General features: G+C 59.5%; 19 protein-coding genes. 5 read left to right on the top strand and 14 right to left on the bottom strand.

What is annotated here, in order from left to right; all coding sequences use genetic code 11:
- Positions 1-3: 3 nt before the first annotated feature.
- The 8 genes from tsaE to DFO46_RS17000 all read right to left on the bottom strand — a co-directional run bounded on the left by tsaE (position 4) and on the right by DFO46_RS17000 (position 9,694).
- Positions 4-1,533, bottom strand: a complete 1,530-nt coding sequence (gene tsaE / locus DFO46_RS17035) for a tRNA (adenosine(37)-N6)-threonylcarbamoyltransferase complex ATPase subunit type 1 TsaE (protein WP_120278313.1) — start codon at positions 1,531-1,533, stop codon at positions 4-6.
- Positions 1,530-4,073, bottom strand: a complete 2,544-nt coding sequence (locus tag DFO46_RS17030; protein WP_120278312.1) for a PAS-domain containing protein — start codon at positions 4,071-4,073, stop codon at positions 1,530-1,532. The genes tsaE and DFO46_RS17030 overlap by 4 nt, the downstream gene beginning before the upstream one ends.
- Before the next feature lie 243 nt (positions 4,074-4,316).
- A complete protein-coding gene (gene ahcY / locus DFO46_RS17025; RefSeq protein ID WP_110791409.1) occupies positions 4,317-5,714 on the bottom strand; it encodes an adenosylhomocysteinase in 1,398 nt (465 codons plus the stop codon).
- 162 nt (positions 5,715-5,876) lie between these two features.
- Positions 5,877-6,155, bottom strand: a complete 279-nt coding sequence (locus DFO46_RS17020) for an HPr family phosphocarrier protein (protein WP_110791410.1) — start codon at positions 6,153-6,155, stop codon at positions 5,877-5,879.
- A gap of 4 nt (positions 6,156-6,159) precedes the next feature.
- Positions 6,160-6,561, bottom strand: a complete 402-nt coding sequence (locus DFO46_RS17015) for a PTS sugar transporter subunit IIA (protein WP_110791411.1) — start codon at positions 6,559-6,561, stop codon at positions 6,160-6,162.
- Positions 6,562-6,676: 115 nt separating this feature from the next.
- Positions 6,677-7,138 carry an HPr kinase/phosphorylase gene (locus tag DFO46_RS17010; protein WP_120278311.1) on the bottom strand — a complete coding sequence of 154 codons (462 nt, stop codon included), beginning with the start codon at positions 7,136-7,138 and terminating at the stop codon, positions 6,677-6,679.
- Positions 7,135-8,889 (bottom strand): sensor histidine kinase, encoded by a 1,755-nt coding sequence (locus DFO46_RS17005; protein ID WP_245408900.1) that lies wholly within the window; start codon positions 8,887-8,889, stop codon positions 7,135-7,137. Before DFO46_RS17005 ends, DFO46_RS17010 begins: the two co-directional genes overlap by 4 nt.
- Before the next feature lie 76 nt (positions 8,890-8,965).
- Positions 8,966-9,694 (bottom strand): response regulator transcription factor, encoded by a 729-nt coding sequence (locus tag DFO46_RS17000; protein ID WP_205908159.1) that lies wholly within the window; start codon positions 9,692-9,694, stop codon positions 8,966-8,968.
- 343 nt (positions 9,695-10,037) lie between these two features.
- On the opposite strand from DFO46_RS17000, the gene DFO46_RS16995 reads away from it, so the two are divergent.
- The 3 genes from DFO46_RS16995 (at position 10,038) to DFO46_RS16985 (ending at position 12,828) form a co-directional block, all read left to right on the top strand.
- Positions 10,038-11,648, top strand: a complete 1,611-nt coding sequence (locus tag DFO46_RS16995; protein WP_120278309.1) for a phosphoenolpyruvate carboxykinase — start codon at positions 10,038-10,040, stop codon at positions 11,646-11,648.
- A gap of 113 nt (positions 11,649-11,761) precedes the next feature.
- Positions 11,762-12,196, top strand: coding sequence for an alternative ribosome rescue aminoacyl-tRNA hydrolase ArfB (gene arfB, locus DFO46_RS16990; RefSeq protein WP_110791416.1), 435 nt, complete (start codon positions 11,762-11,764; stop codon positions 12,194-12,196).
- Between the two features lie 2 nt (positions 12,197-12,198).
- Positions 12,199-12,828 (top strand): alpha-ketoglutarate-dependent dioxygenase AlkB, encoded by a 630-nt coding sequence (locus tag DFO46_RS16985; protein ID WP_120278308.1) that lies wholly within the window; start codon positions 12,199-12,201, stop codon positions 12,826-12,828.
- A gap of 15 nt (positions 12,829-12,843) precedes the next feature.
- Here DFO46_RS16985 and coaA read toward each other — a convergent pair whose 3' ends face one another.
- From coaA to hisB, 6 genes are all read right to left on the bottom strand, one after another.
- Positions 12,844-13,839, bottom strand: a complete 996-nt coding sequence (gene coaA, locus DFO46_RS16980; RefSeq protein WP_110791418.1) for a type I pantothenate kinase — start codon at positions 13,837-13,839, stop codon at positions 12,844-12,846.
- The gene (locus tag DFO46_RS16975) at positions 13,836-14,159 is read right to left on the bottom strand and encodes a phosphoribosyl-ATP diphosphatase (RefSeq protein ID WP_110791419.1); all 324 of its coding nucleotides are present in this window, start codon (positions 14,157-14,159) and stop codon (positions 13,836-13,838) included. The genes coaA and DFO46_RS16975 overlap by 4 nt, the downstream gene beginning before the upstream one ends.
- A 16-nt stretch (positions 14,160-14,175) precedes the next feature.
- Positions 14,176-14,952, bottom strand: a complete 777-nt coding sequence (gene hisF / locus DFO46_RS16970; protein ID WP_120278307.1) for an imidazole glycerol phosphate synthase subunit HisF — start codon at positions 14,950-14,952, stop codon at positions 14,176-14,178.
- A gap of 9 nt (positions 14,953-14,961) precedes the next feature.
- Positions 14,962-15,696, bottom strand: coding sequence for a 1-(5-phosphoribosyl)-5-[(5-phosphoribosylamino)methylideneamino]imidazole-4-carboxamide isomerase (gene hisA, locus DFO46_RS16965; RefSeq protein WP_120278306.1), 735 nt, complete (start codon positions 15,694-15,696; stop codon positions 14,962-14,964).
- Positions 15,697-15,714: 18 nt separating this feature from the next.
- Positions 15,715-16,365 (bottom strand): imidazole glycerol phosphate synthase subunit HisH, encoded by a 651-nt coding sequence (hisH, locus tag DFO46_RS16960; RefSeq protein ID WP_120278305.1) that lies wholly within the window; start codon positions 16,363-16,365, stop codon positions 15,715-15,717.
- An 83-nt stretch (positions 16,366-16,448) separates the two neighbouring features.
- Positions 16,449-17,045 (bottom strand): imidazoleglycerol-phosphate dehydratase HisB, encoded by a 597-nt coding sequence (hisB, locus tag DFO46_RS16955; protein ID WP_120278304.1) that lies wholly within the window; start codon positions 17,043-17,045, stop codon positions 16,449-16,451.
- Positions 17,046-17,245: 200 nt separating this feature from the next.
- Between hisB and hslV the strand changes: the two genes are divergently transcribed.
- Together hslV and hslU are read left to right on the top strand one after the other, a co-directional pair.
- Entirely contained in the window at positions 17,246-17,773 is a 528-nt protein-coding gene (gene hslV / locus DFO46_RS16950) for an ATP-dependent protease subunit HslV (RefSeq protein ID WP_120278303.1), read from the top strand.
- 68 nt (positions 17,774-17,841) lie between these two features.
- Positions 17,842-19,149 (top strand): ATP-dependent protease ATPase subunit HslU, encoded by a 1,308-nt coding sequence (gene hslU / locus DFO46_RS16945; protein ID WP_120278302.1) that lies wholly within the window; start codon positions 17,842-17,844, stop codon positions 19,147-19,149.
- Positions 19,150-19,203: the final 54 nt, after the last annotated feature.

The raw sequence follows: 19,203 nt of genomic DNA, 5'->3' as shown, positions 1-19,203 counted from the left end.
GAACTACGCCGCTGATTCGGGGAGTTCGATTCCAGCCTCTGCGCACCAGCGGCGCAAGGGGGCAAGCACAGGATGCTCGAAGGCAACGGACAAATGCCAGAGCGTTCTCGGCATGTGCCGCATATATCCGGGTTTCCCATCTCGTTTCAGCAGGCGAACCCACAGCCCGTTCAGCTTGCAGGCGCGTTGTGCGGCCATGATCGCCCAGCTTTTCAGAAATGTGGCCTCGTCGAATTCCGCCGTCCGGTTCCGCAGAGCAAGGTAGTCAGCCATCAACTGATCCATCAGCGGTCGGGGGATCGTCACACGGGCGTCCTGAACCAGCGAGACGAGATCATAGGCGGAAGGGCCAATCATCGCGTCCTGGAAGTCGATGAGACCGATCCGGTCATGGCCGGTCCGCTCCCCCCGCCAGATGATGTTTGGAGAGTGGAAGTCACGCAGCACGATGGATTTCTCCACCGTCGCCAGTTCATCGATCAGATTGTCCCAGATATTCAGGTAACTTTCCCGTTCTGCCGCGCTGACAGGAACGCCGTCACGCTTCCAGGGAAGGTGCCAATCAAGCAGCAACTCGACTTCCATTTTCATGGCAGGTCGGTCGAAGTCCGGGATGACGTGGACCCGTCCGCCACGCAGTGCGATCTCCCGCTCAAAAGGCGAATCGTGGATGGCGGCGAGGCAGGCGGCACTTGCCCTGTAGCGCTCCTGGATCGGCTTCCCCGCTGCGTCGAGAACGCCCTCGGTGCCAAGGTCCTCGAGCAGCAGAATTCCAGAAGCGCAATCTGTTGCAAGAATGGCCGGCGCCGCAAAACCACGCATGCGCAAAGCTTCATCAATGGCAACAAAGGGATACACGTCCTCTGCCAGGTGCACGATCTGCGAATAGGGTTTTCCGTCCCGGATCGGCGGCCCATTCGGTCGTGCCGGGGCGTCCATCAGCACGAGGCGAGCGTCGCCGTTCGCAGGATAGATATGTTCATAAGCGCGAGTGGAGGCATCGCCGGTCAGGTGGCGTCTCGAAGCGTGGTCAAAGCCGTTGTCCTCAAGAAAGCGCCTGATCTGCAGGATCCGCCGAAGCCTCGTCAGTTTAGCCTCTGGCCCTGAGAGCAAGACCACCCGGCCGCCCTCTTTCGAAAACTGGAACCGAATGTCGATCCTGCTCTTCGGAAGAGCTTTGCCGGCTCTTTCCGGCCATTCCACCAGGCAGATACCGTTGGAGAGTGCTTCGTCGAAACCGAGCTCGGCAAGTTCGCTGACATCTGCCAGCCGGTAGAGATCGAAATGCGAGACTGGCAGGCGAAGATCATAACTCTGCACCAGCGTGAAAGTCGGGCTAGGGACTTCAAGATCCGGATCGTCGGCCACCGCACGCAGCAGCGCGCGGCAGAGGGTCGATTTCCCCGCACCAAGATCTCCCCAAAGCGCGACACAGTCACCGGCCTGAAGTGCGAGCGCCAGATCCTCTCCCAACTCGACCGTTGCGGTCTCGTCAGGCAGGACTAACTCGATCAGATCGGGGTGGTCTTTCATTCGGCTGCGGCGATGACTTGCGGAATACTGGCGGAAGGAATGCGGCAATTGACCGTGGTGCCCTGACCCGGCGCACTGTCGATCGACACCTGGCCATGATGCAGGTTGACGAAACTATGCACGATTGACAATCCAAGGCCTGGACCGCTGCGCTTTCCACCCTTGGGATTGGTGGAGAATCGATCGAAGGCTGACATCACCATGTCGGCTTCCATCCCGCATCCACGGTCGGTCACGGAGAACACGAAGTCGACACCGTCGCGCCAGCATTTCATTCTGACAGCCGTGCCCTCAGGCGCGAAATTCACGGCATTGGTCAGGATCTTGATCAGGATCTGCTTCAGGCGCTGTCGGTCGGCGATGATATGGCCGAGCTGCGCCGGTGCCGAAATCTCCAGTGTAACTCCGCCTTCCTGCAGCCGATCCGTCATCTGCATCGAGACGTCATCGAGCAGATCGCTGAGATCGATCTCGGAATAGTCGAGCTGCATGATGCCGGCATCGACCGTCGCAAGGTCGAGAATATCGTTGACGATCGTCAGCAGCAGCGAAGAGGAGGTCGAGATGTGGTCGATATATTCGGCCTGGCGCTCATTAAGCGGCCCGATCGTCGGGGTCTTCAGCAGATCCGTGAAACCGATGATGTTGGTCAGTGGCGAGCGAAGCTCGTAGGAGACGTGCTGGACGAAATCGTTCTTCAGCTCGTCCGCCTTGCGCAGCGCTTCGTTCTTTTCCTTGAGTGCCCGTTCCGCGCGCACGCTGTCGGTCATGTTGACGAAGGTTAGCATGGTCTGGGCGTTGGGCAGTGGTGTCACGGCGTAGTCGAGAACGAGGCCGGAATAGAGTTCCAGCGTGCCCTGGCTCGACGGGCGTTCATCCTCGAAGCTGGTGATCATCTTGCCGAAGGCCTTCCAGCCATCCGCCTTGTCATACGAGGATTTGCAGGCAGCTTCGAGCAGGCGGATATGCGTGCCCACAGCAGCCTGGGCTTCCGTGATGCCCCACAGCGCCCGGAAAGCAGGGTTGGACAGCTGGATACGTCCATCCGGGCCAAACACTGCGACACCTTCCGAAAGGTGGTCGATGGTTTCACCCTGGACCTGCAGCAGCGTGTTGTAGCGGGTCTCAAGGCTGACCTGCTCGGTCAGGTTCTCGAACATCCAGGTGACGCCGCCCTGCGGGTGCGCCGAGGCGATGACGCGGAGTGTCTGGCCATTGGGCAGATGCCAGAGATCGGTCTGTGTCTCAAGCGCGCGATAAACGGAAAGGCAGCTTTCTTTCCAGGCCTTCCAGCTCAGTTGCTCTGGCAATTTGTGCGCGGAGCGCAGCCGATCGAGGAGTTCTGCATGGTCGGGGCGTGATTCCAGGAAGGGCGTATCGAGACCCCAGAGCTGGACGAAGGCTTGGTTGTAGAACTGCAGGCGTCGATCGGCGTCGAATATGGCAACCGGCGTCGCCAAATGATCGAGCGTTTCGGCATGGCTTTTCAGCGTCCGAACGAGTTCCTCACGCAGTGTTTCTGCGGAAGACACGTCGATTGCCATGCCACAGGATCCGGCAGGGCCGCGCACGTCAACCACTTCGAAGAAGGTCCGTCCGCCACGCACCGCAGTCGAGACTGTATCGCGGAACGGGGATTCCGGCGTCGTCGTCGCTTTGATCTTCTCGCGCGTAAGTGTGCCGAGAATTTCCCGACCTTCCTGAACGGCCTGACCCGGCGAGGTCGCTTCCACCGCTTCGCAGTAAGCCTGGTTCACCCAGGTCAAACGGCCGTCACGATCTCTCTGCCAGACAGGCTGTTCGATCGAATCCAGCAAGGATTCGAAGGATGCGATCGAATTGCGCAGGCGATTGCGTTCGATCTTCAATTCGGCCAGTTCTGCACGCAGGTTGTTCAGCGCCAGGAACAGGGCATAGGCCCGTCCCCCATAAAGGCGTCCCTGAACTTCGATGACTTCGCCGCGAATGGTCTCCACGACCAGATCGAAAGTGCTTGCATTGGAGCGGAGAGCCTCGATTGCCCGCTCCACTTCGCCGGCGGAGTTCGGCGTCAACCAACGACCGAAAGCGAGAAAATCGCTGTCGTTCTGTGGTGCACCGGTTTCACCCGGCAACTGACCGAGAAATTCTGCCTTGCCGTTCTGACCATCCCAGATCACGACACGGCGATTCTTGTCGGCAATGAAGGCTTGGTAACGCGAGATTTTGTGTTGGCTGACAGACAACTCCGACCGCAGGTCACGTCGCTCAGACTCGAGACGGTTCCGTTGCCGGGCAAGCCATCCGGCTGACAGAAGGGCAGCCGAAAGGGCACCAAGCAGCAGTGCATAGCCCGCGACATCGACGCGGTTGAGATTGCCGATAATGGAATGCTCTGTCTGAGCCTGGGCAAGAGCAGGGTATATCACGCCGGCCAGCATGCTCCCACAAGCGAGAAGCTGCCGCAGCGAGCCGATGAGGCTCCGCGGTGCGGCCACCGTTCTCCCCCGCAGGGCCGGCAGTTCTGGACTATGCCGCAAAAGGCTGGAGTTCCCGGCCATAATGGCCGTATCCCGCAAATGCGGGGCGCGTTGATCTACCGACATTCTCGGTCTGTCTCCGTCTCATTATGTGCCGCATCGTCGACAAGACATCCGTGCTCGCGGACCGCTCGTGCAGTCCACGAATCAAGTCCTAAAACAATACCGCCGATGGAATGGGTCGGGAAGGCCGAGGCCCAAAAAAGAAGACGGCGCCTTTGTCAAGACGCCGTCCACTAGATGTAGATATTATCCAGCTATATTTTAATAGCGGTAGTGTTCTGCCTTGAACGGACCCTGCGTCGTGACGCCAATATAGGCAGCCTGTTCATCCGAAAGCGTCGTAAGCTTCACGCCGAGCTTCTCAAGATGCAGGCGGGCAACCTTTTCGTCGAGGTGCTTGGGCAGAACATAGACTCCCGGCTTGTACTCTTCCGTCTTGGTGAAGAGCTCGATCTGACCGAGAACCTGGTTGGTGAACGACGCCGACATGACGAAGGACGGATGGCCAGTGGCGTTGCCGAGGTTCAGCAGACGGCCTTCCGAGAGAAGGATCATGCGGTTGCCCTTCGGGAATTCGACCATATCGACCTGCGGCTTGATATTGGTCCACTTCAGGTTCCGGAGGGCCGCAACCTGGATCTCGTTGTCGAAGTGGCCGATATTGCCGACGATCGCCATATCCTTCATCTCGCGCATGTGCTCGATGCGGATGACGTCCTTGTTGCCGGTGGTGGTGATGAAGATATCAGCCGAAGAAACGACGTCTTCCAGAGTGACGACTTCGAACCCGTCCATGGCAGCCTGCAGCGCGCAGATCGGGTCGACTTCCGTCACCTTCACGCGGGCTCCGGCACCGCTCAGCGAAGCAGCCGAGCCCTTGCCAACGTCGCCATAACCGCAGACGACCGCGACCTTGCCGGCCATCATCACGTCGGTGCCGCGGCGGATGCCGTCGACCAGCGATTCCTTGCAGCCATACTTGTTGTCGAACTTCGACTTGGTGACCGAGTCGTTGACATTGATGGCAGGGAAGGGAAGGAGGCCCTTCTTGGCCAGTTCATACAGGCGATGCACACCGGTCGTGGTTTCCTCGGTAACGCCCTTGATGGCATCACGCTGCTTGGTGAACCAGCCCGGCGAAGCGGCCAGACGCTTCTTGATCTGGGCGACCAGGATTTCTTCTTCTTCCGACTGCGGATTGGAAAGAACGTCTTCACCGGCCTCGGCGCGGGCGCCGAGCAGAATGTACATGGTGGCGTCGCCACCATCGTCGAGGATCATGTTGGACACGCCGCCGTCGGTCCACTGGAAGATCCGGTCGGTATATTCCCAGTAGTCGGTGAGCGACTCGCCCTTGATGGCGAAGACCGGAATGCCGGCGGCGGCAATCGCGGCAGCGGCATGGTCCTGGGTCGAAAAGATGTTGCAGGAAGCCCAGCGCACGTCGGCGCCAAGCTCGACCAGCGTCTCGATCAGCACGGCCGTCTGGATCGTCATGTGCAGCGATCCGGTGATACGTGCACCCTTCAGCGGCTTGCTGGCGCCGAATTCGGCGCGGCAGGCCATCAGGCCCGGCATTTCCGTTTCGGCAATGCTGATTTCCTTGCGGCCATAATCGGCGAGACCGATATCGGCGATGACATAGTCATGTTTGCTCATGAGAGTCTCCGGCTGGATCTGGGCCCGGTCTCTGCCTGGGGCAGAACCGAGGAACGCTCGACCCGCGAATGCATATCGCGGCGCTTGGGTCGTTCCTAGCAGGGATCGTCAAAGAAGGCAATGAGACATAAAGAAGTCTTTATGTCCTTATGTGGAGATGCTTTACATCTCCTCACCGAAGCGATCGGCAACGAGTGCTTCCAGCGCGTCAAGGACAGCCTCCGCCTCGTTGCCGGAGGCGCTCACGCTGATCGAACAGCCAGGACTTGCAGCCAGCATCATCAGGCCCATGATCGAAGCTCCGCCCACGCTGGTGCCATCCTTGGAGACGGTAACAGCTGCGTCAAAGCCGCTGACGGTCTGAACGAATTTGGCAGACGCGCGTGCATGCAGGCCGCGCTTGTTGACAATCAGCAGGTCGCGGGCAAGCGAGGCGGTCATTCCGTTACTTTCCACTGAGAACGCGGCTGGCGACATTGATGTATTTACGGCCGGCCTCGGAGGCTTCGACGAGGGCGCGATCCATGTCGTTGTCCCCACGGATCCCGGCCAGCTTGATCAGCATGGGCAGATTGACCCCGGCAATCACCTCAATCCGACCATTGTTCATGACGGAAATGGCAAGATTGGACGGAGTGCCGCCGAACATGTCGGTCAGAATAATCACGCCATGGCCATCGTCAGCCCGAAGGACGGCATCGAGAATGTCCTGACGACGCTGGTCCATGTCGTCTTCGGGGCCAATCGAAACGGTCTCGATGCATTTCTGTGGGCCGACGACATGTTCCACCGCGTGGTGAAACTCTTCAGCCAGCTTGCCATGTGTGACAAGCACAAGTCCGATCATTCTCTACTGCCCCTTAGCGGAAAAAATCGCCAGATAGCGCAACACCAGTGGTTCGTCCATCGATAGGACGCCATCTTGTCCATCAAAACAGGAAGTGCAAGCCAAAACCGCGTGCTTAAGAGCGCTTTGCTTGCATCGTGGCGATTTGTGCGAAGATGAGCGCCAGCGGAAAACGACTCCAGAATGGCACTCTTATGACAGGAAGATCGATCTCGGGTGTGAGGGAAAGGCGTTCGTTCTCGGGCGGCAGGCGCATATTTCCATCGGCATTGACGGGCAGGATCGCAAAATGGAGTTCGGCTTCCTCGACGCTGTTCACCGCGACAATTCCGCTGTAACGCAACTCCATGAGGCCCCTTATCGCATCAGGTCTTCTGGCCACAATCCGCTCGTTTTGCCGGGCCAAAAGCACCTGGTCGTCGGCCACGAGAGCATTTGGAAGGCCGCGCAGCGTGGCTTCTGCCAGGCAGTCGAAGGCGAGACCCGACTTCCCGCAGCCTGAGGGACCGCAGAAGAACAATCCCGTCCCATCGACCACGATGGCAGTTCCATGCGCATTGTTTGTCATATCGCTCATGTCCCGGCCTCAAACGGTAGCGCGAGGACGAAGCGGGCGCCGGTAATCCGGCCGCGCGTGCTATCAAGAACGTTTTCCGCCCTCAGTGTACCGCCATGCGCTTCCGCAATCTGACGGCTGATTGACAGGCCGAGGCCGGAATTCTGGCCGAAACTCTCTCCCTCTGGCCGATCGGTGTAGAAGCGCTCAAAGATCCGGTCGATGTTTTCGGCCTGGATGCCGGGTCCATTGTCTTCGACCTGAATGAGGCAGCGTGTCCGCGTCCGCGATAGGCGCACGGTGATGCAGCCGCCATCTTCAGGCACAAAGGACCGAGCGTTTTCGATCAGGTTCGTGACGATCTGGCCCAGCCGCAGATCGTGGCCGTTGACAATGAAGCCCTGCTTGGAGCCTGGCTTCTGGTCTATCACATAGTCGATCTGCACGGCCTTCTTGCCATGACGGATCTCGCGCGAGATATCGACGAGGCTGGAGAGCAGGATTTCCAGATCAACTGGCTTTGCATCCGAACGCGCCAGTTCGGCATCCAGACGTGAGGCATCCGAGATGTCGCTGATTAGTCGATCCAACCGTCGCACGTCGTGCTGGATGATATCCATCAGCCGCTGCCGGGACTCAGCCGTTTTCGCAAGCGGAAGGGTTTCGACTGCCGAGCGCAACGAAGTCAGTGGGTTCTTCAATTCGTGGCTGACATCGGCCGCGAAACTCTCGATCGCATCGATGCGGTCATAAAGGGCGGTCGTCATTTCCCGAAGTGCAATCGACAGATTGCCAATCTCGTCCTGGCGAACGGAGAAGTCGGGGATCTCCTCACGTTCCTTCGCACCGCGCCGTACGCGAATAGCAGCCGCTGACAAACGGCGCAGCGGATTGGCGATGGTGGACGACAACAGGAGCGACACGACGATGTTGACGAGTGTGGCGACGCCGAAGACGCGCAGGATGGCAAGACGTTCGGCATGAACAATCTTGTCGATGTCGCCGGCCTGCGTCGATAGCAGAAGGACGCCGAGCACGGCGCGAGAGCGCTGAACAGGGACCGCCACCGACACAATCAGTTCGCCTTGGTCCGTCACGCGCACCACGGCACCCCGAACCCCCGTGAGGGCATTCATCACTTCCGGATAGATCGATCCGTCGCCTCCGGGGGCCTCCTTGTAGATTGGAAGGTTGCCGGGTTGCAGGATCGTGTTGAACATCCTGGTAATCCAGTCTGTCAGGCTGGATGTGTCATTGTCGACGGGCGGCAGGTCAAAGCGAAGCACCTGGCCGCGAGAATACAGATGACGGGAATCGAGCAGCAGGTTGGCATCGGCATCGAACAGGCGCGCGCGGATGCGTGTCGGCGATATCAGCCGACGCAGAACCGGCGCGACGCGTTCCGGATTGATGGGGAACTCAAGGTCCTCGTCGTTTGGAACCGGGGTAATGCTCTGTCCCGCCTGCAACTCCAGCAGCTTTTCCGGATCGATGGTGATGGAGTTCGTATCAACGGACGCCGATGCCGAAACGGCCGCCGCAATGATCTCGCCCTGCGTCAGCAGGCTTTCCACGCGCGCATCGATCAGCCCCTCGCGGAACTGATTGAGATACATGATCCCGCCGACCAGAACGATCAGGGCGGCGAGGTTGAAAAAGACGATCCGTCGCGTCAGGCTCGAAAACAGCGCATGACCGAAGATCCGCCGGATGAGGATGAAAGGATGGGAAAACAGCCGCCGCTGCTCGGAGCCGCCCTCCAGCTCCTCCAGATTCCCATCGTCAACCGGTCTGGTCAAACCTCACCCTTTCGCCCGTGTCCGGTCCGAACCCGGAGATGCCGGGACCTCAAGCCGCTTCGCGGAAGCGGTAGCCCACACCGTAGAGGGTTTCAATCATGTCGAAGTCGGTGTCGACCATTTTGAACTTCTTGCGCAAGCGCTTGATATGGCTGTCGATCGTGCGGTCGTCGACATAGACCTGCTCGTCATAGGCGGCATCCATGAGGGCGTCACGGCTTTTGACCACGCCCGGACGTTGTGCCAGCGACTGTAGAATGAGAAATTCTGTAACCGTGAGGGTGACGGCATCGCCCTTCCAGGTGCAGGTGTGACGCTCCTGATCCATGACGAGCTGTCCACGCTCCAGCGTACGAGCCTGCTGTTCGCTGCCGGGTTTTGCTGCGCCGCCGCCTGTTGCCGCCAGGTTTTCGCGGCTTGCGGCACGACGCAGAATGGCCTTCACCCGTTCGACCAACAGGCGCTGAGAGAAGGGCTTGGTGATAAAATCGTCGGCACCCATCTTCAGTCCGAACAGTTCGTCGATTTCCTCGTCCTTGGACGTGAGGAAAATCACCGGCAGGTCGGACTTCTGGCGCAGCCTGCGCAGGAGTTCCATTCCGTCCATGCGCGGCATCTTGATGTCGAAGATTGCCAGCTGCGGGGGGCGTGCCAGCAAGCCATCCAGCGCCGAAGCGCCGTCGGTGTATGTTTCGACCTTATAGCCTTCGGCCTCGAGCGCGATCGAAACCGACGTCAGAATGTTGCGGTCGTCATCCACCAGAGCAATCGTCTGCATAACATAGGTCTCCATCATCTCTAAGCGCTGCTCCTGGCTCTACCCCAGCCCAGCTCCGGTTCAGTGACAGCTTCATGAGTATAAAGGTGGAACAAATTGTGGCAAACGGAAACCCTCTGTCTGTGTCGGGGCCTGATGGAGTCGCTCAGAAGCGGTCACCGGAAGAAAAACGCATTGGAATAGAACGGGAACTAAACGATTTAAAAAGGCGCTTTTCGGTTTTAAATCGATTAAATAATTGATATCATTGATTTTTTCCGAATGGCCTGCTTGCGTTGTGCCTGCAATCTATTTAAGTTTGGGCCATCGGAGAGTTGTGGCCCACACGAGAGGACGGCGCATCATGGAGGAATTCGGCATCAGGAACCCGGCAACGGGTCTCGCGGAAGCTGGTTTGGGGAAGGCTGCGAGTGTTCGCTACAATTTCCTTGAAGGCGTGCTCTATGAAGAAGCGATTCGCCGAGGTGAGGCTGAACTGACAGCCGATGGCGCCTTGCGAGCGCTAACCGGTCAGCACACTGGCCGCTCCGCCAAGGACAAGTTCGTCGTGCGTGACGAAAAGACCACCGACCAGATCTGGTGGGACAACAACAAGCCGCTTTCGCCCGAACATTTCCGCGTGTTGCACCAGGACATGCTGGCCCATGCAGCCGGCAAGGACCTTTTCGTGCAGGACCTCATCGGCGGTGCGGACAAGGACAATGCACTCCCCACGCGGGTCGTCACCGAATTTGCCTGGCACTCGCTCTTCATCCGCAATCTGCTGATCCGGCCGGAGCGCCAAGCGCTGAAGAGTTTCGTGCCGAAGCTGACGATCATCGACCTGCCCAGCTTCCGCGCCGATCCTGCCCGCCACGGCTGCCGGAGCGAAACCGTCATCGCCTGTGATCTGACCAACGGTATCGTTCTGATCGGTGGCACCTCCTATGCCGGCGAGATGAAGAAGTCGGTCTTCACCGTTCTCAATTACCTCCTGCCGTCGAAGGGCGTCATGCCGATGCACTGCTCGGCCAATGTCGGCCCTGATGGCGACGCGGCCGTCTTCTTTGGCCTCTCGGGGACCGGCAAGACCACGCTCTCGGCCGATCCGAAGCGCACCCTGATCGGTGACGATGAACACGGTTGGGGCGAAAACGGCATCTTCAACTTCGAAGGTGGCTGCTACGCCAAGACCATCCGTCTTTCGGCAGAAGCTGAGCCGGAGATCTTCGCCACCACCAAGCGTTTCGGCACCGTACTCGAAAACGTCATTCTGGACGAAAACCGCGTTCCGGACTTCAATGACGGCTCGCTGACGGAGAACACCCGCTGCGCCTACCCGCTGCATTTCATCCCGAATGCGTCGGAAACGGGTCGCGCACCGCATCCGAAGACAATCATCATGCTCACGGCTGATGCATTCGGTGTCTTGCCGCCGATCGCAAAGCTGACGCCCGAGCAGGCCATGTATCACTTCCTGTCCGGCTACACCGCCAAGGTCGCCGGCACCGAAAAGGGCGTGACCGAGCCGGAAGCGACCTTCTCGACCTGCTTCGGCGCGCCGTTCATGCCGCGTCACCCGACCGAATACGGCAACCTGCTGCGTGATCTGATCGCTCGTCACGAGGTGGATTGCTGGCTGGTCAACACCGGCTGGACCGGTGGCGCCTACGGCACTGGAAACCGCATGCCGATTAAGGCCACCCGCGCGCTTCTGACGGCCGCTCTGACCGGTGAGTTGAAGAAGGTGGACATGCGCACTGACGCCAACTTCGGCTTTGCCGTTCCGGTGTCTGTCGCTGGCGTCGACACGAAGATCCTCGACCCACGCTCGACCTGGGCTGATGGCGTCGCCTATGACGCGCAGGCCAAAAAGCTGGTCGGCATGTTCATCGACAACTTCGCCAAGTTCGAACCGCATGTCGATGGCAAGGTTCGCGATGCTGCCCCCGGCATCCGGATCGCCGCCGAGTAACAGGCGCCTGATACTGCACGAAAGCCCGGCCGCGAGCCGGGCTTTTTGCGTTGGGCTTGCCTTTGGAAAAGACCCGGCCGATATGAGGTCGGGACACAGGAAGAACCGACGACATGGCCAGCGACCCTCTTCAGATCAACAGCCGCATCACGATCGCAGGATGGGAACTCACGGAACAATTCGTTCTGGCGGGTGGGCCCGGCGGTCAGAATGTCAACAAGGTGTCGACCGCCGTCCAGCTGTTCTTCAACCTCATGGGCTCGCCGTCGCTCAGCGACCGGGTCAAGGAGAATGCCGCGAAGCTCGCCGGCAAGCGCCTGTCGAAAGAGGGTGTCTTGATGCTGGAAGCCAGCCGCTTTCGCAGCCAAGAGCGAAACCGGGAAGACGCGCGTGAGCGGTTGAAGGAGCTAATCCTCGAAGCGGCAAAGCCGCCACCGCCGCCGCGTAAGAAGACCAAGCCGACAAAGGGCTCCATCGAGCGGCGCTTGAAGGAGAAGTCTGGGCGGTCCGACGTCAAGAAGATGCGGAGCAAGCCTGCGGGAGATTGATCATGGCGAGTGCAGGGAAGGAACTCAGTCTGTCCCCCGGTCTGCTGTATCTTCCGGGTTTGCTCGATCGCGCGGCCCAGGAAAGCCTGGTCGAACAGATCCGCGCCATCGTGGAGCGCGCGCCTCTCTATGTGCCGGTGATGCCCGGCAGCGGTCGGCCCATGTCAGTGCGCATGACCAATTGCGGCCCGCTCGGCTGGGTAACGGACAAGGAGCGAGGCTATCGGTATCAGCCGACGCATCCGGTGACGAGAGAACCCTGGCCGCCAATCCCTGCCGTGCTGCTCGACCTCTGGCGGGAGATTGCGGGCTATGGGAAGGACCCAGAGGCATGCCTAGTCAATTTCTATGCTGACGAGGCCAAGATGGGGTTGCATCAGGACCGTGACGAGACGGACTTCTCGGCACCGGTGCTGTCTATTTCCCTGGGAAATACGTGCCTGTTTCGAATAGGTGGCCTCCTCCGGACGGACCGAACGAGATCCCTCAAGCTCGAAAGTGGCGATGTCTTTATTCTCGGCGGGGAGGGCCGTCTCTGCTTCCATGGCGTCGACCGAATTTATCCCGGCACGTCCACGCTGCTAAAGGCGGGTGGTCGGATCAACCTCACGCTGCGCCGGGTCAATCCATAGCCGGCGATCTATAGCCTACAGTTTTCTGAGGGCGACGGTTTCGACCAGATGATTGTTACCCTTGCGCAGGATAAGATCCGCGCGTGGGCGGGTCGGCAGGATGTTTTCCCGCAGGTTCTTGAGGTTGATGTTGGCCCAGAGCCCTTCGGCGATCTCCTTTGCTTCGCCCTCGCTGATGGTTGCGTAGCGATGGAAGTAGGAGTTCGGATCGCGGAAAGCGGTTTGGCGAAGCTTCATGAAGCGGTCGACATACCAGCGATGGATCGCGTTCTCTTCTGCGTCGATATAGATCGAAAAATCGAAAAAGTCGGAAACCATTGGCACGATCTTGCCGTCGGCGGGAAGGTTGCGCGACTGCAGGACATTGATGCCCTCGAAGATCAGGATGTCGGGCCGGTCGATGACGCGGTGTTCGTTCGGCAGAACATCGTAGGTCAGGTGCGAATAGCTCGGGGCCTTCACATTTGGAAGTCCCGCCTTGATGGCGGACAAAAACCGCAAGAGTGCACCGATATCGTAGCTTTCCGGAAATCCCTTTCGATTGAGGATCCCGTTCTTGACCAGGTGGGCGTTCGGATAGAGGAAGCCGTCGGTGGTCACGAGGTCGACCTTGGGACTTGAAGGCCAGCGGGCCAGCAACTCTTTCAAGATACGCGCGGTCGTGGATTTTCCAACCGCAACAGAGCCAGCAATTCCGATGACGAACGGCGTCTTGAACACATCCGACATGCTGAGGAAGCGGTTGCGCTGCTCGAACAGCAACTGCGAGGATTCCACATGTGAGGACAACAGACGCGACAGCGAGAGATAGATCCGTCGGACTTCGTCCAGATCGATCGGGTCATCGATTGATCGCAGGCGATGCACTTCGTCAGCCGTCAGCGTCAGCGGAGTGTCTGCACGAAAATGCGCCCATTCCTCGGAATCGAAGAAAAGATAGGGGGAATAGCCGTTCGCCTGAAAATGATCGAGGACGTCTGGCGTTTCGGGGTCCCGCATAGCTATTGTCATGGATCCTGCCGACTGGCCTTTTCACTCAGGCCCGTCTGAGCGGTCCGACGCTCAAGTTCCTGCATTACGTCTTGTAGCGGTATGTCCGCAATTTTCAATACGACCATCAGGTGATAGAGCAGGTCCGCGCTCTCGTAGACGAGGTTCTCGTGGTCGTCCTTGACCGCAGCCATCACAGCCTCGATTGCCTCTTCACCCAGTTTCTTTGCGGCTTTGCTCTGGCCGCCAGCGACGAGCTTCGCCGTCCAGGATTCACTGGGGCTCGCCTGAGCGCGGCTGGCAACGATGGCTTCCAGATCGGCGAGGGTGAAATTGCTCATCACGTGTCTTTCCGCGTCAGTCCAGACGCATGGCAATGCCGGCAGCAGCCATATGGGCCTTTGCCTCTGCGATCGAATAGGTGCCGAAGTGGAAAATCGAGGCGGCCAAAACGGCCGTCGCATGACCGTCGCGAATACCCGCGACCAGGTCATCGAGATTTCCCACACCACCAGACGCAATGACAGGCACCCTTACGCTGTCCGCAATCGTCCGTGTCAGGCCGATGTCATAGCCGCTTTTCGTCCCGTCGCGATCCATCGAGGTTACCAGCAACTCGCCGGCACCCCGCTCCACCATCTTGATGGCGAACTCAACCGCATCGATCCCCGTCGGCTGGCGCCCGCCATGGGTAAAGATCTCCCAGCGCGGGCTTTCGTTTTCACGTGAAACCTTCTTGGCGTCGATCGACACGACGATGCACTGGTTGCCAAATTTGTCGGCGGCTTCCGCAACGAAGTCCGGATTTTTGACGGCTGCCGAATTGATCGACACCTTGTCGGCGCCGCAGAGCAGGAGCTTGCGAATATCGGCAACCGCACGAACACCACCTCCGACGGTCAGCGGCATGAAGCAATGATCGGCCGTCTGCGCCACGACATCGAAGATCGTGTCACGGTTGTCAGAGGATGCCGTGATATCGAGAAAACACAGTTCGTCGGCGCCAGCGGCATCGTAGGCCTTGGCGGCTTGCACCGGGTCGCCGGCATCGATCAGATCGACGAAGTTCACGCCCTTGACGACACGGCCGTCCTTGACGTCGAGGCAGGGGATCACGCGGGCCTTGAGTGTCATCTTGTGTCCTCAGCCTTTAGCGGCTTTGATCAGTGCCAGAGCCTCTTGCGGGTCGATCCGGCCATCATAAAGCGCCCGGCCGGAAATCGCACCTTCGAGTTTCTTCGCATCCGGCTGCAGCATCCGGCGCACGTCGTCGATCGAGGCCAGACCACCAGAAGCAATGACAGGAATGGAAACGGCCTCGGCCAGTTCCAGCGTCGAGGTCCAGTTGATGCCGGTCAGGATGCCGTCCCGGTCGATATCGGTATAGATGATTGCCGCAACGCCGGCACCTTCGAAGCGCTGGGCAAGCTCAATCACGCCGAGTTCTGAAGCCTCCGCCCAGCCCTCCACGGCGACCTTGCCACCCTTGGCGTCAATGCCGACGGCAACCTTGCCCGGAAAGCGCTTGCAGGCCTCAATGACGAGGGCAGGATCACGCACGGCAATGGTTCCGAGAATCACGCGGGAAAGGCCCCGCGACAGCCAGCTCTCGATGTGGTCGAGCGTGCGGATGCCACCGCCGAGCTGCACCGGATTTTTCGTTGCCTTCAGTATCGCATCGACGGCCGCACCATTGACGCTCTCACCGGCAAAGGCACCGTTGAGGTCGACAACATGCAGCCACTCGAAACCTTGATCTTCGAAAGCGCGTGCCTGCGCGGCCGGGTCGGGATTATAAACGGTGGCCTGTTCCATGTCGCCCAGCTTGAGGCGAACGCACTGGCCGTCCTTGAGGTCGATGGCGGGGAAAAGGATCATGGCAAAGGTCCTAGCGGCTTAGGGAGCCCAGGTCAGAAAGTTGGAGATCAGCTTGAGGCCAAGCGCCTGGCTTTTCTCGGGATGGAACTGCGCGCCGACCATGGTGTCGCGTCCGACAAAGGCGGTCATCGCGCCACCGTATTCCGTCGTCGCAATCACGTCCTCGAGGTTCACTGCCGCCAAGTGGTAGGAATGCACGAAATAGGCATGCAACCCATCCGGTCCCGTCGGAATGCCGTCGAACAGCGGGTGAGGGCGGTTGAGCGTCAAGGTATTCCAGCCGATCTGCGGGATCTTGAGGCTGGGGTCCGAGGGTGTCATCTCGACGACATCACCCTTGATCCAGCCAAAGCCTTCGGTCGTCGTCTTCTCCAGCCCGCGGGACGACATCAACTGCATGCCGACGCAGATGCCGAAGAAGGGACGCCCCTTGGTTTCAACTGCCTCAGTGATTGCGTCATGCATGCCCGGCACGGCGTCGAGACCGCGACGGCAATCGGCATAGGCGCCGACGCCTGGCAGCACGATCCTGTCGGCTGACGCAACGCGGTCGGCTTTGTCAGCCAGTTCGATTTCAGCATCGAGGCCAGCTTCCCGCGCGGCGCGCTCGAAAGCTTTGGTGGCGGATCTCAGATTACCCGATCCATAGTCGATGATGGCTACACGCATGTCTTCCAGTCCTTTCCGCTCGACGGATGAGGTCAACACCTCAACCGGAGCAAGGTCGCGCGCTCTCTTAGGAGAGCATGCCCTTAAACCAGGGTGCCCTTGGTGGAGGGAATTTGGTTTGCCTGCCGCGGATCGATTTCAGTCGCGGTGCGCAGCGCCCGCGCCACCGCCTTGAAACAGGTCTCAGCGATGTGATGGTTGTTGGCGCCGTAATGGTTCAGCACGTGCAGCGTGATCCCCCCATTCTGTGCCAGCGCTTGGAAGAACTCGCGAACCAGTTCCGTGTCGAAGGTGCCGATCTTCGGCGCGCTGAACGCCACATTCCAGACGAGGAACGGTCGGCCCGATACGTCTATGGCCGCCTTGGTCATGGTCTCGTCCATGGCCAGGTCGATCGAGGCGTAACGTGTGATGCCCTTGCGGTCGCCCAGCGCCTTGGAAATCGCCTGGCCAAGCGCAATGCCGGTGTCCTCCACCGTGTGGTGGTCATCGATATGCAGGTCGCCCTTCGCCTCGATATCCATGTCGATCAGCGAATGGCGGCAGAGCTGGTCCAGCATGTGGTCGAAGAAGCCGACCCCGGTCGAAATCTTGCCCTTGCCGGTGCCGTCGATATGGACGGAAACCGAGACCGACGTTTCGTTGGTCTTGCGGGAAATCTCGCCTTTACGTTCTGCCATCTGGCCGCTCCATGGAAATAACGGCCCTCCCATACCAGCAGGGCGGACAAATATCCAGAAGTTACATTGCGTTGCCGCAAGGCGCATGCGGCAGCGCTGGCGCAAGATTGCAATCGTCGAAAGCCAACTTACATAGGATCCGACAAATCGGCAGGCATCTGCCAGAACCAAGGCCCGCGAGGCGGGCGAACAGGTGACGAATGACGACAATTATAACCGTGCGCAAGGATGGCCAGGTGGTGATGGCCGGCGATGGCCAGGTGAGCCTCGGCCAGACGGTCATGAAGGGCAATGCCCGCAAGGTACGCCGAATCGGCAAGGGTGGCGATGTGATCGCCGGTTTTGCGGGTGCGACCGCCGATGCCTTCACGCTCCTTGACCGGCTTGAGAAGAAGCTGGAGCAGTATCCCGGCCAGTTGATGCGGGCTGCCGTCGAGCTCGCCAAGGATTGGCGCACCGACAAGTATCTGCGCAATCTCGAGGCTATGATGCTCGTTGCAGACAAGAGCATTACTTTGGCGATTACCGGCAATGGCGACGTTCTCGAACCCGAGCACGGCACGATCGCGATCGGCTCCGGCGGGAACTACGCCTACGCAGCAGCCAGAGCACTGATGGACAGCGACCGATCGGCCGAAGACATTGCCCGCCGCGCTTTGACCATCGCCGGTGATATCTGCGTCTACACCAACGGCAACATCGTCATTGAATCGCTCGACGCCGCCTGACCTTGGGCAGGCCGAGCGACGAAAACCCATGCGATGATCCAATCCAAGGATCATCAGGAGCAAACCAGATGACCAATTTTTCCCCGCGCGAGATCGTATCCGAACTCGACCGTCACATTATCGGCCAGCACGACGCCAAGCGCGCGGTTGCGATCGCATTGCGCAATCGCTGGCGCCGGCAGCAGCTCTCGGAAGATCTCCGTGACGAGGTCATGCCGAAGAACATCCTGATGATCGGGCCGACCGGCGTCGGCAAGACCGAAATTTCCCGCCGCCTGGCAAAGCTGGCCGGCGCACCCTTCATCAAGGTGGAAGCGACGAAGTTCACCGAAGTGGGCTATGTCGGCCGCGATGTCGAGCAGATCATCCGCGATCTAGTGGAAATCGGCATTGTGCTGGTTCGCGACAAGAAACGTCAGGAAGTTCAGGCCAAGGCGCACGCCCTTGCTGAAGAGCGCGTTCTCGATGCGCTCGTTGGCGCAACGGCGTCTCCGGCCACCCGTGACAGCTTCCGCAAGAAGCTGCGCAACGGCGAACTGGATGACAAGGAAATCGATATCGAGGTGGCCGACAGCGGTTCCGGCGCGCCCGGCTTCGAAGTTCCCGGCATGCCCGGCGCCAATATCGGTATCCTCAATCTGTCCGAAATGTTCGGCAAGGCGATGGGTAACCGTACCAAGAAGGTCCGCACCACGGTCAAGGCTTCCTACGGCGATCTGATCCGCGACGAATCCGACAAGCTGATCGACAACGAGATCATTCAGCGGGAAGCGGTTCGTTCGGTCGAGAACGACGGAATCGTGTTCCTCGACGAAATCGACAAGATCGCAGCGCGCGAAGGTGCCATGGGTGCCGGGGTCTCCCGTGAGGGCGTGCAGCGCGACCTCTTGCCCCTGGTCGAAGGCACAACTGTTGCGACCAAGTATGGTCCGGTGAAGACCGACCATATCCTCTTTATCGCTTCCGGTGCCTTCCATGTGTCGAAGCCTTCGGACCTTCTTCCGGAGTTGCAGGGCCGCCTTCCGATCCGCGTCGAACTGAAGCCTCTGTCGAAGGAAGATTTCCGCCGCATCCTGACGGAAACCGAGGCCAGCCTCATCCGCCAATACATTGCATTGATGAAAACCGAAGAACTCGATCTGGAGTTCACCGAGGATGCCATCGATGCCCTGGCCGATGTCGCGGTTCGCCTCAACGAGACGGTCGAGAATATCGGCGCCCGTCGTCTCCAAACGGTCATGGAACGTGTTCTCGACGAGATCTCGTTCCACGCACCCGATCGGGGCGGCTCGGCTTTGATGATCGATTCCGCCTATGTCCAGAAACATGTCGGTGACCTCGCCAGCGACACGGACCTCAGCCGCTATATCCTGTGATCTTTGTGCATCTATTGGCCGCTTTCACTCTTCCGTTGTCGACAAAGTGAGAGC

It is taken from the genome of Rhizobium sp. AG855 (genome assembly GCF_003610655.1).
Classification (GTDB): domain Bacteria; phylum Pseudomonadota; class Alphaproteobacteria; order Rhizobiales; family Rhizobiaceae; genus Allorhizobium; species Allorhizobium wuzhouense.
This window is presented reverse-complemented; position numbering and strand designations above follow the sequence as displayed.

Excerpts from the sequence above, each read along its gene's own strand:
- tsaE (WP_120278313.1), bottom strand. The coding sequence starts at position 1,533 with ATGAAAGACCACCCCGATCTGATCGAGTTAGTCCTGCCTGACGAGACC.
- hslV (WP_120278303.1), top strand. The coding sequence starts at position 17,246 with ATGACGACAATTATAACCGTGCGCAAGGATGGCCAGGTGGTGATGGCC.
- hslU (WP_120278302.1), top strand. The coding sequence starts at position 17,842 with ATGACCAATTTTTCCCCGCGCGAGATCGTATCCGAACTCGACCGTCAC.
- DFO46_RS17000 (WP_205908159.1), bottom strand. The coding sequence starts at position 9,694 with ATGCAGACGATTGCTCTGGTGGATGACGACCGCAACATTCTGACGTCG.
- DFO46_RS17010 (WP_120278311.1), bottom strand. The coding sequence starts at position 7,138 with ATGAGCGATATGACAAACAATGCGCATGGAACTGCCATCGTGGTCGAT.
- ahcY (WP_110791409.1), bottom strand. The coding sequence starts at position 5,714 with ATGAGCAAACATGACTATGTCATCGCCGATATCGGTCTCGCCGATTAT.
- DFO46_RS16975 (WP_110791419.1), bottom strand. The coding sequence starts at position 14,159 with ATGAGCAATTTCACCCTCGCCGATCTGGAAGCCATCGTTGCCAGCCGC.
- hisB (WP_120278304.1), bottom strand. The coding sequence starts at position 17,045 with ATGGCAGAACGTAAAGGCGAGATTTCCCGCAAGACCAACGAAACGTCG.
- coaA (WP_110791418.1), bottom strand. The coding sequence starts at position 13,839 with ATGACAATAGCTATGCGGGACCCCGAAACGCCAGACGTCCTCGATCAT.
- hisH (WP_120278305.1), bottom strand. The coding sequence starts at position 16,365 with ATGCGTGTAGCCATCATCGACTATGGATCGGGTAATCTGAGATCCGCC.
- DFO46_RS17020 (WP_110791410.1), bottom strand. The coding sequence starts at position 6,155 with ATGACCGCCTCGCTTGCCCGCGACCTGCTGATTGTCAACAAGCGCGGC.
- DFO46_RS17030 (WP_120278312.1), bottom strand. The coding sequence starts at position 4,073 with ATGGCCGGGAACTCCAGCCTTTTGCGGCATAGTCCAGAACTGCCGGCC.
- arfB (WP_110791416.1), top strand. The coding sequence starts at position 11,762 with ATGGCCAGCGACCCTCTTCAGATCAACAGCCGCATCACGATCGCAGGA.
- DFO46_RS17015 (WP_110791411.1), bottom strand. The coding sequence starts at position 6,561 with ATGATCGGACTTGTGCTTGTCACACATGGCAAGCTGGCTGAAGAGTTT.
- DFO46_RS16995 (WP_120278309.1), top strand. The coding sequence starts at position 10,038 with ATGGAGGAATTCGGCATCAGGAACCCGGCAACGGGTCTCGCGGAAGCT.
- DFO46_RS16985 (WP_120278308.1), top strand. The coding sequence starts at position 12,199 with ATGGCGAGTGCAGGGAAGGAACTCAGTCTGTCCCCCGGTCTGCTGTAT.
- hisA (WP_120278306.1), bottom strand. The coding sequence starts at position 15,696 with ATGATCCTTTTCCCCGCCATCGACCTCAAGGACGGCCAGTGCGTTCGC.
- hisF (WP_120278307.1), bottom strand. The coding sequence starts at position 14,952 with ATGACACTCAAGGCCCGCGTGATCCCCTGCCTCGACGTCAAGGACGGC.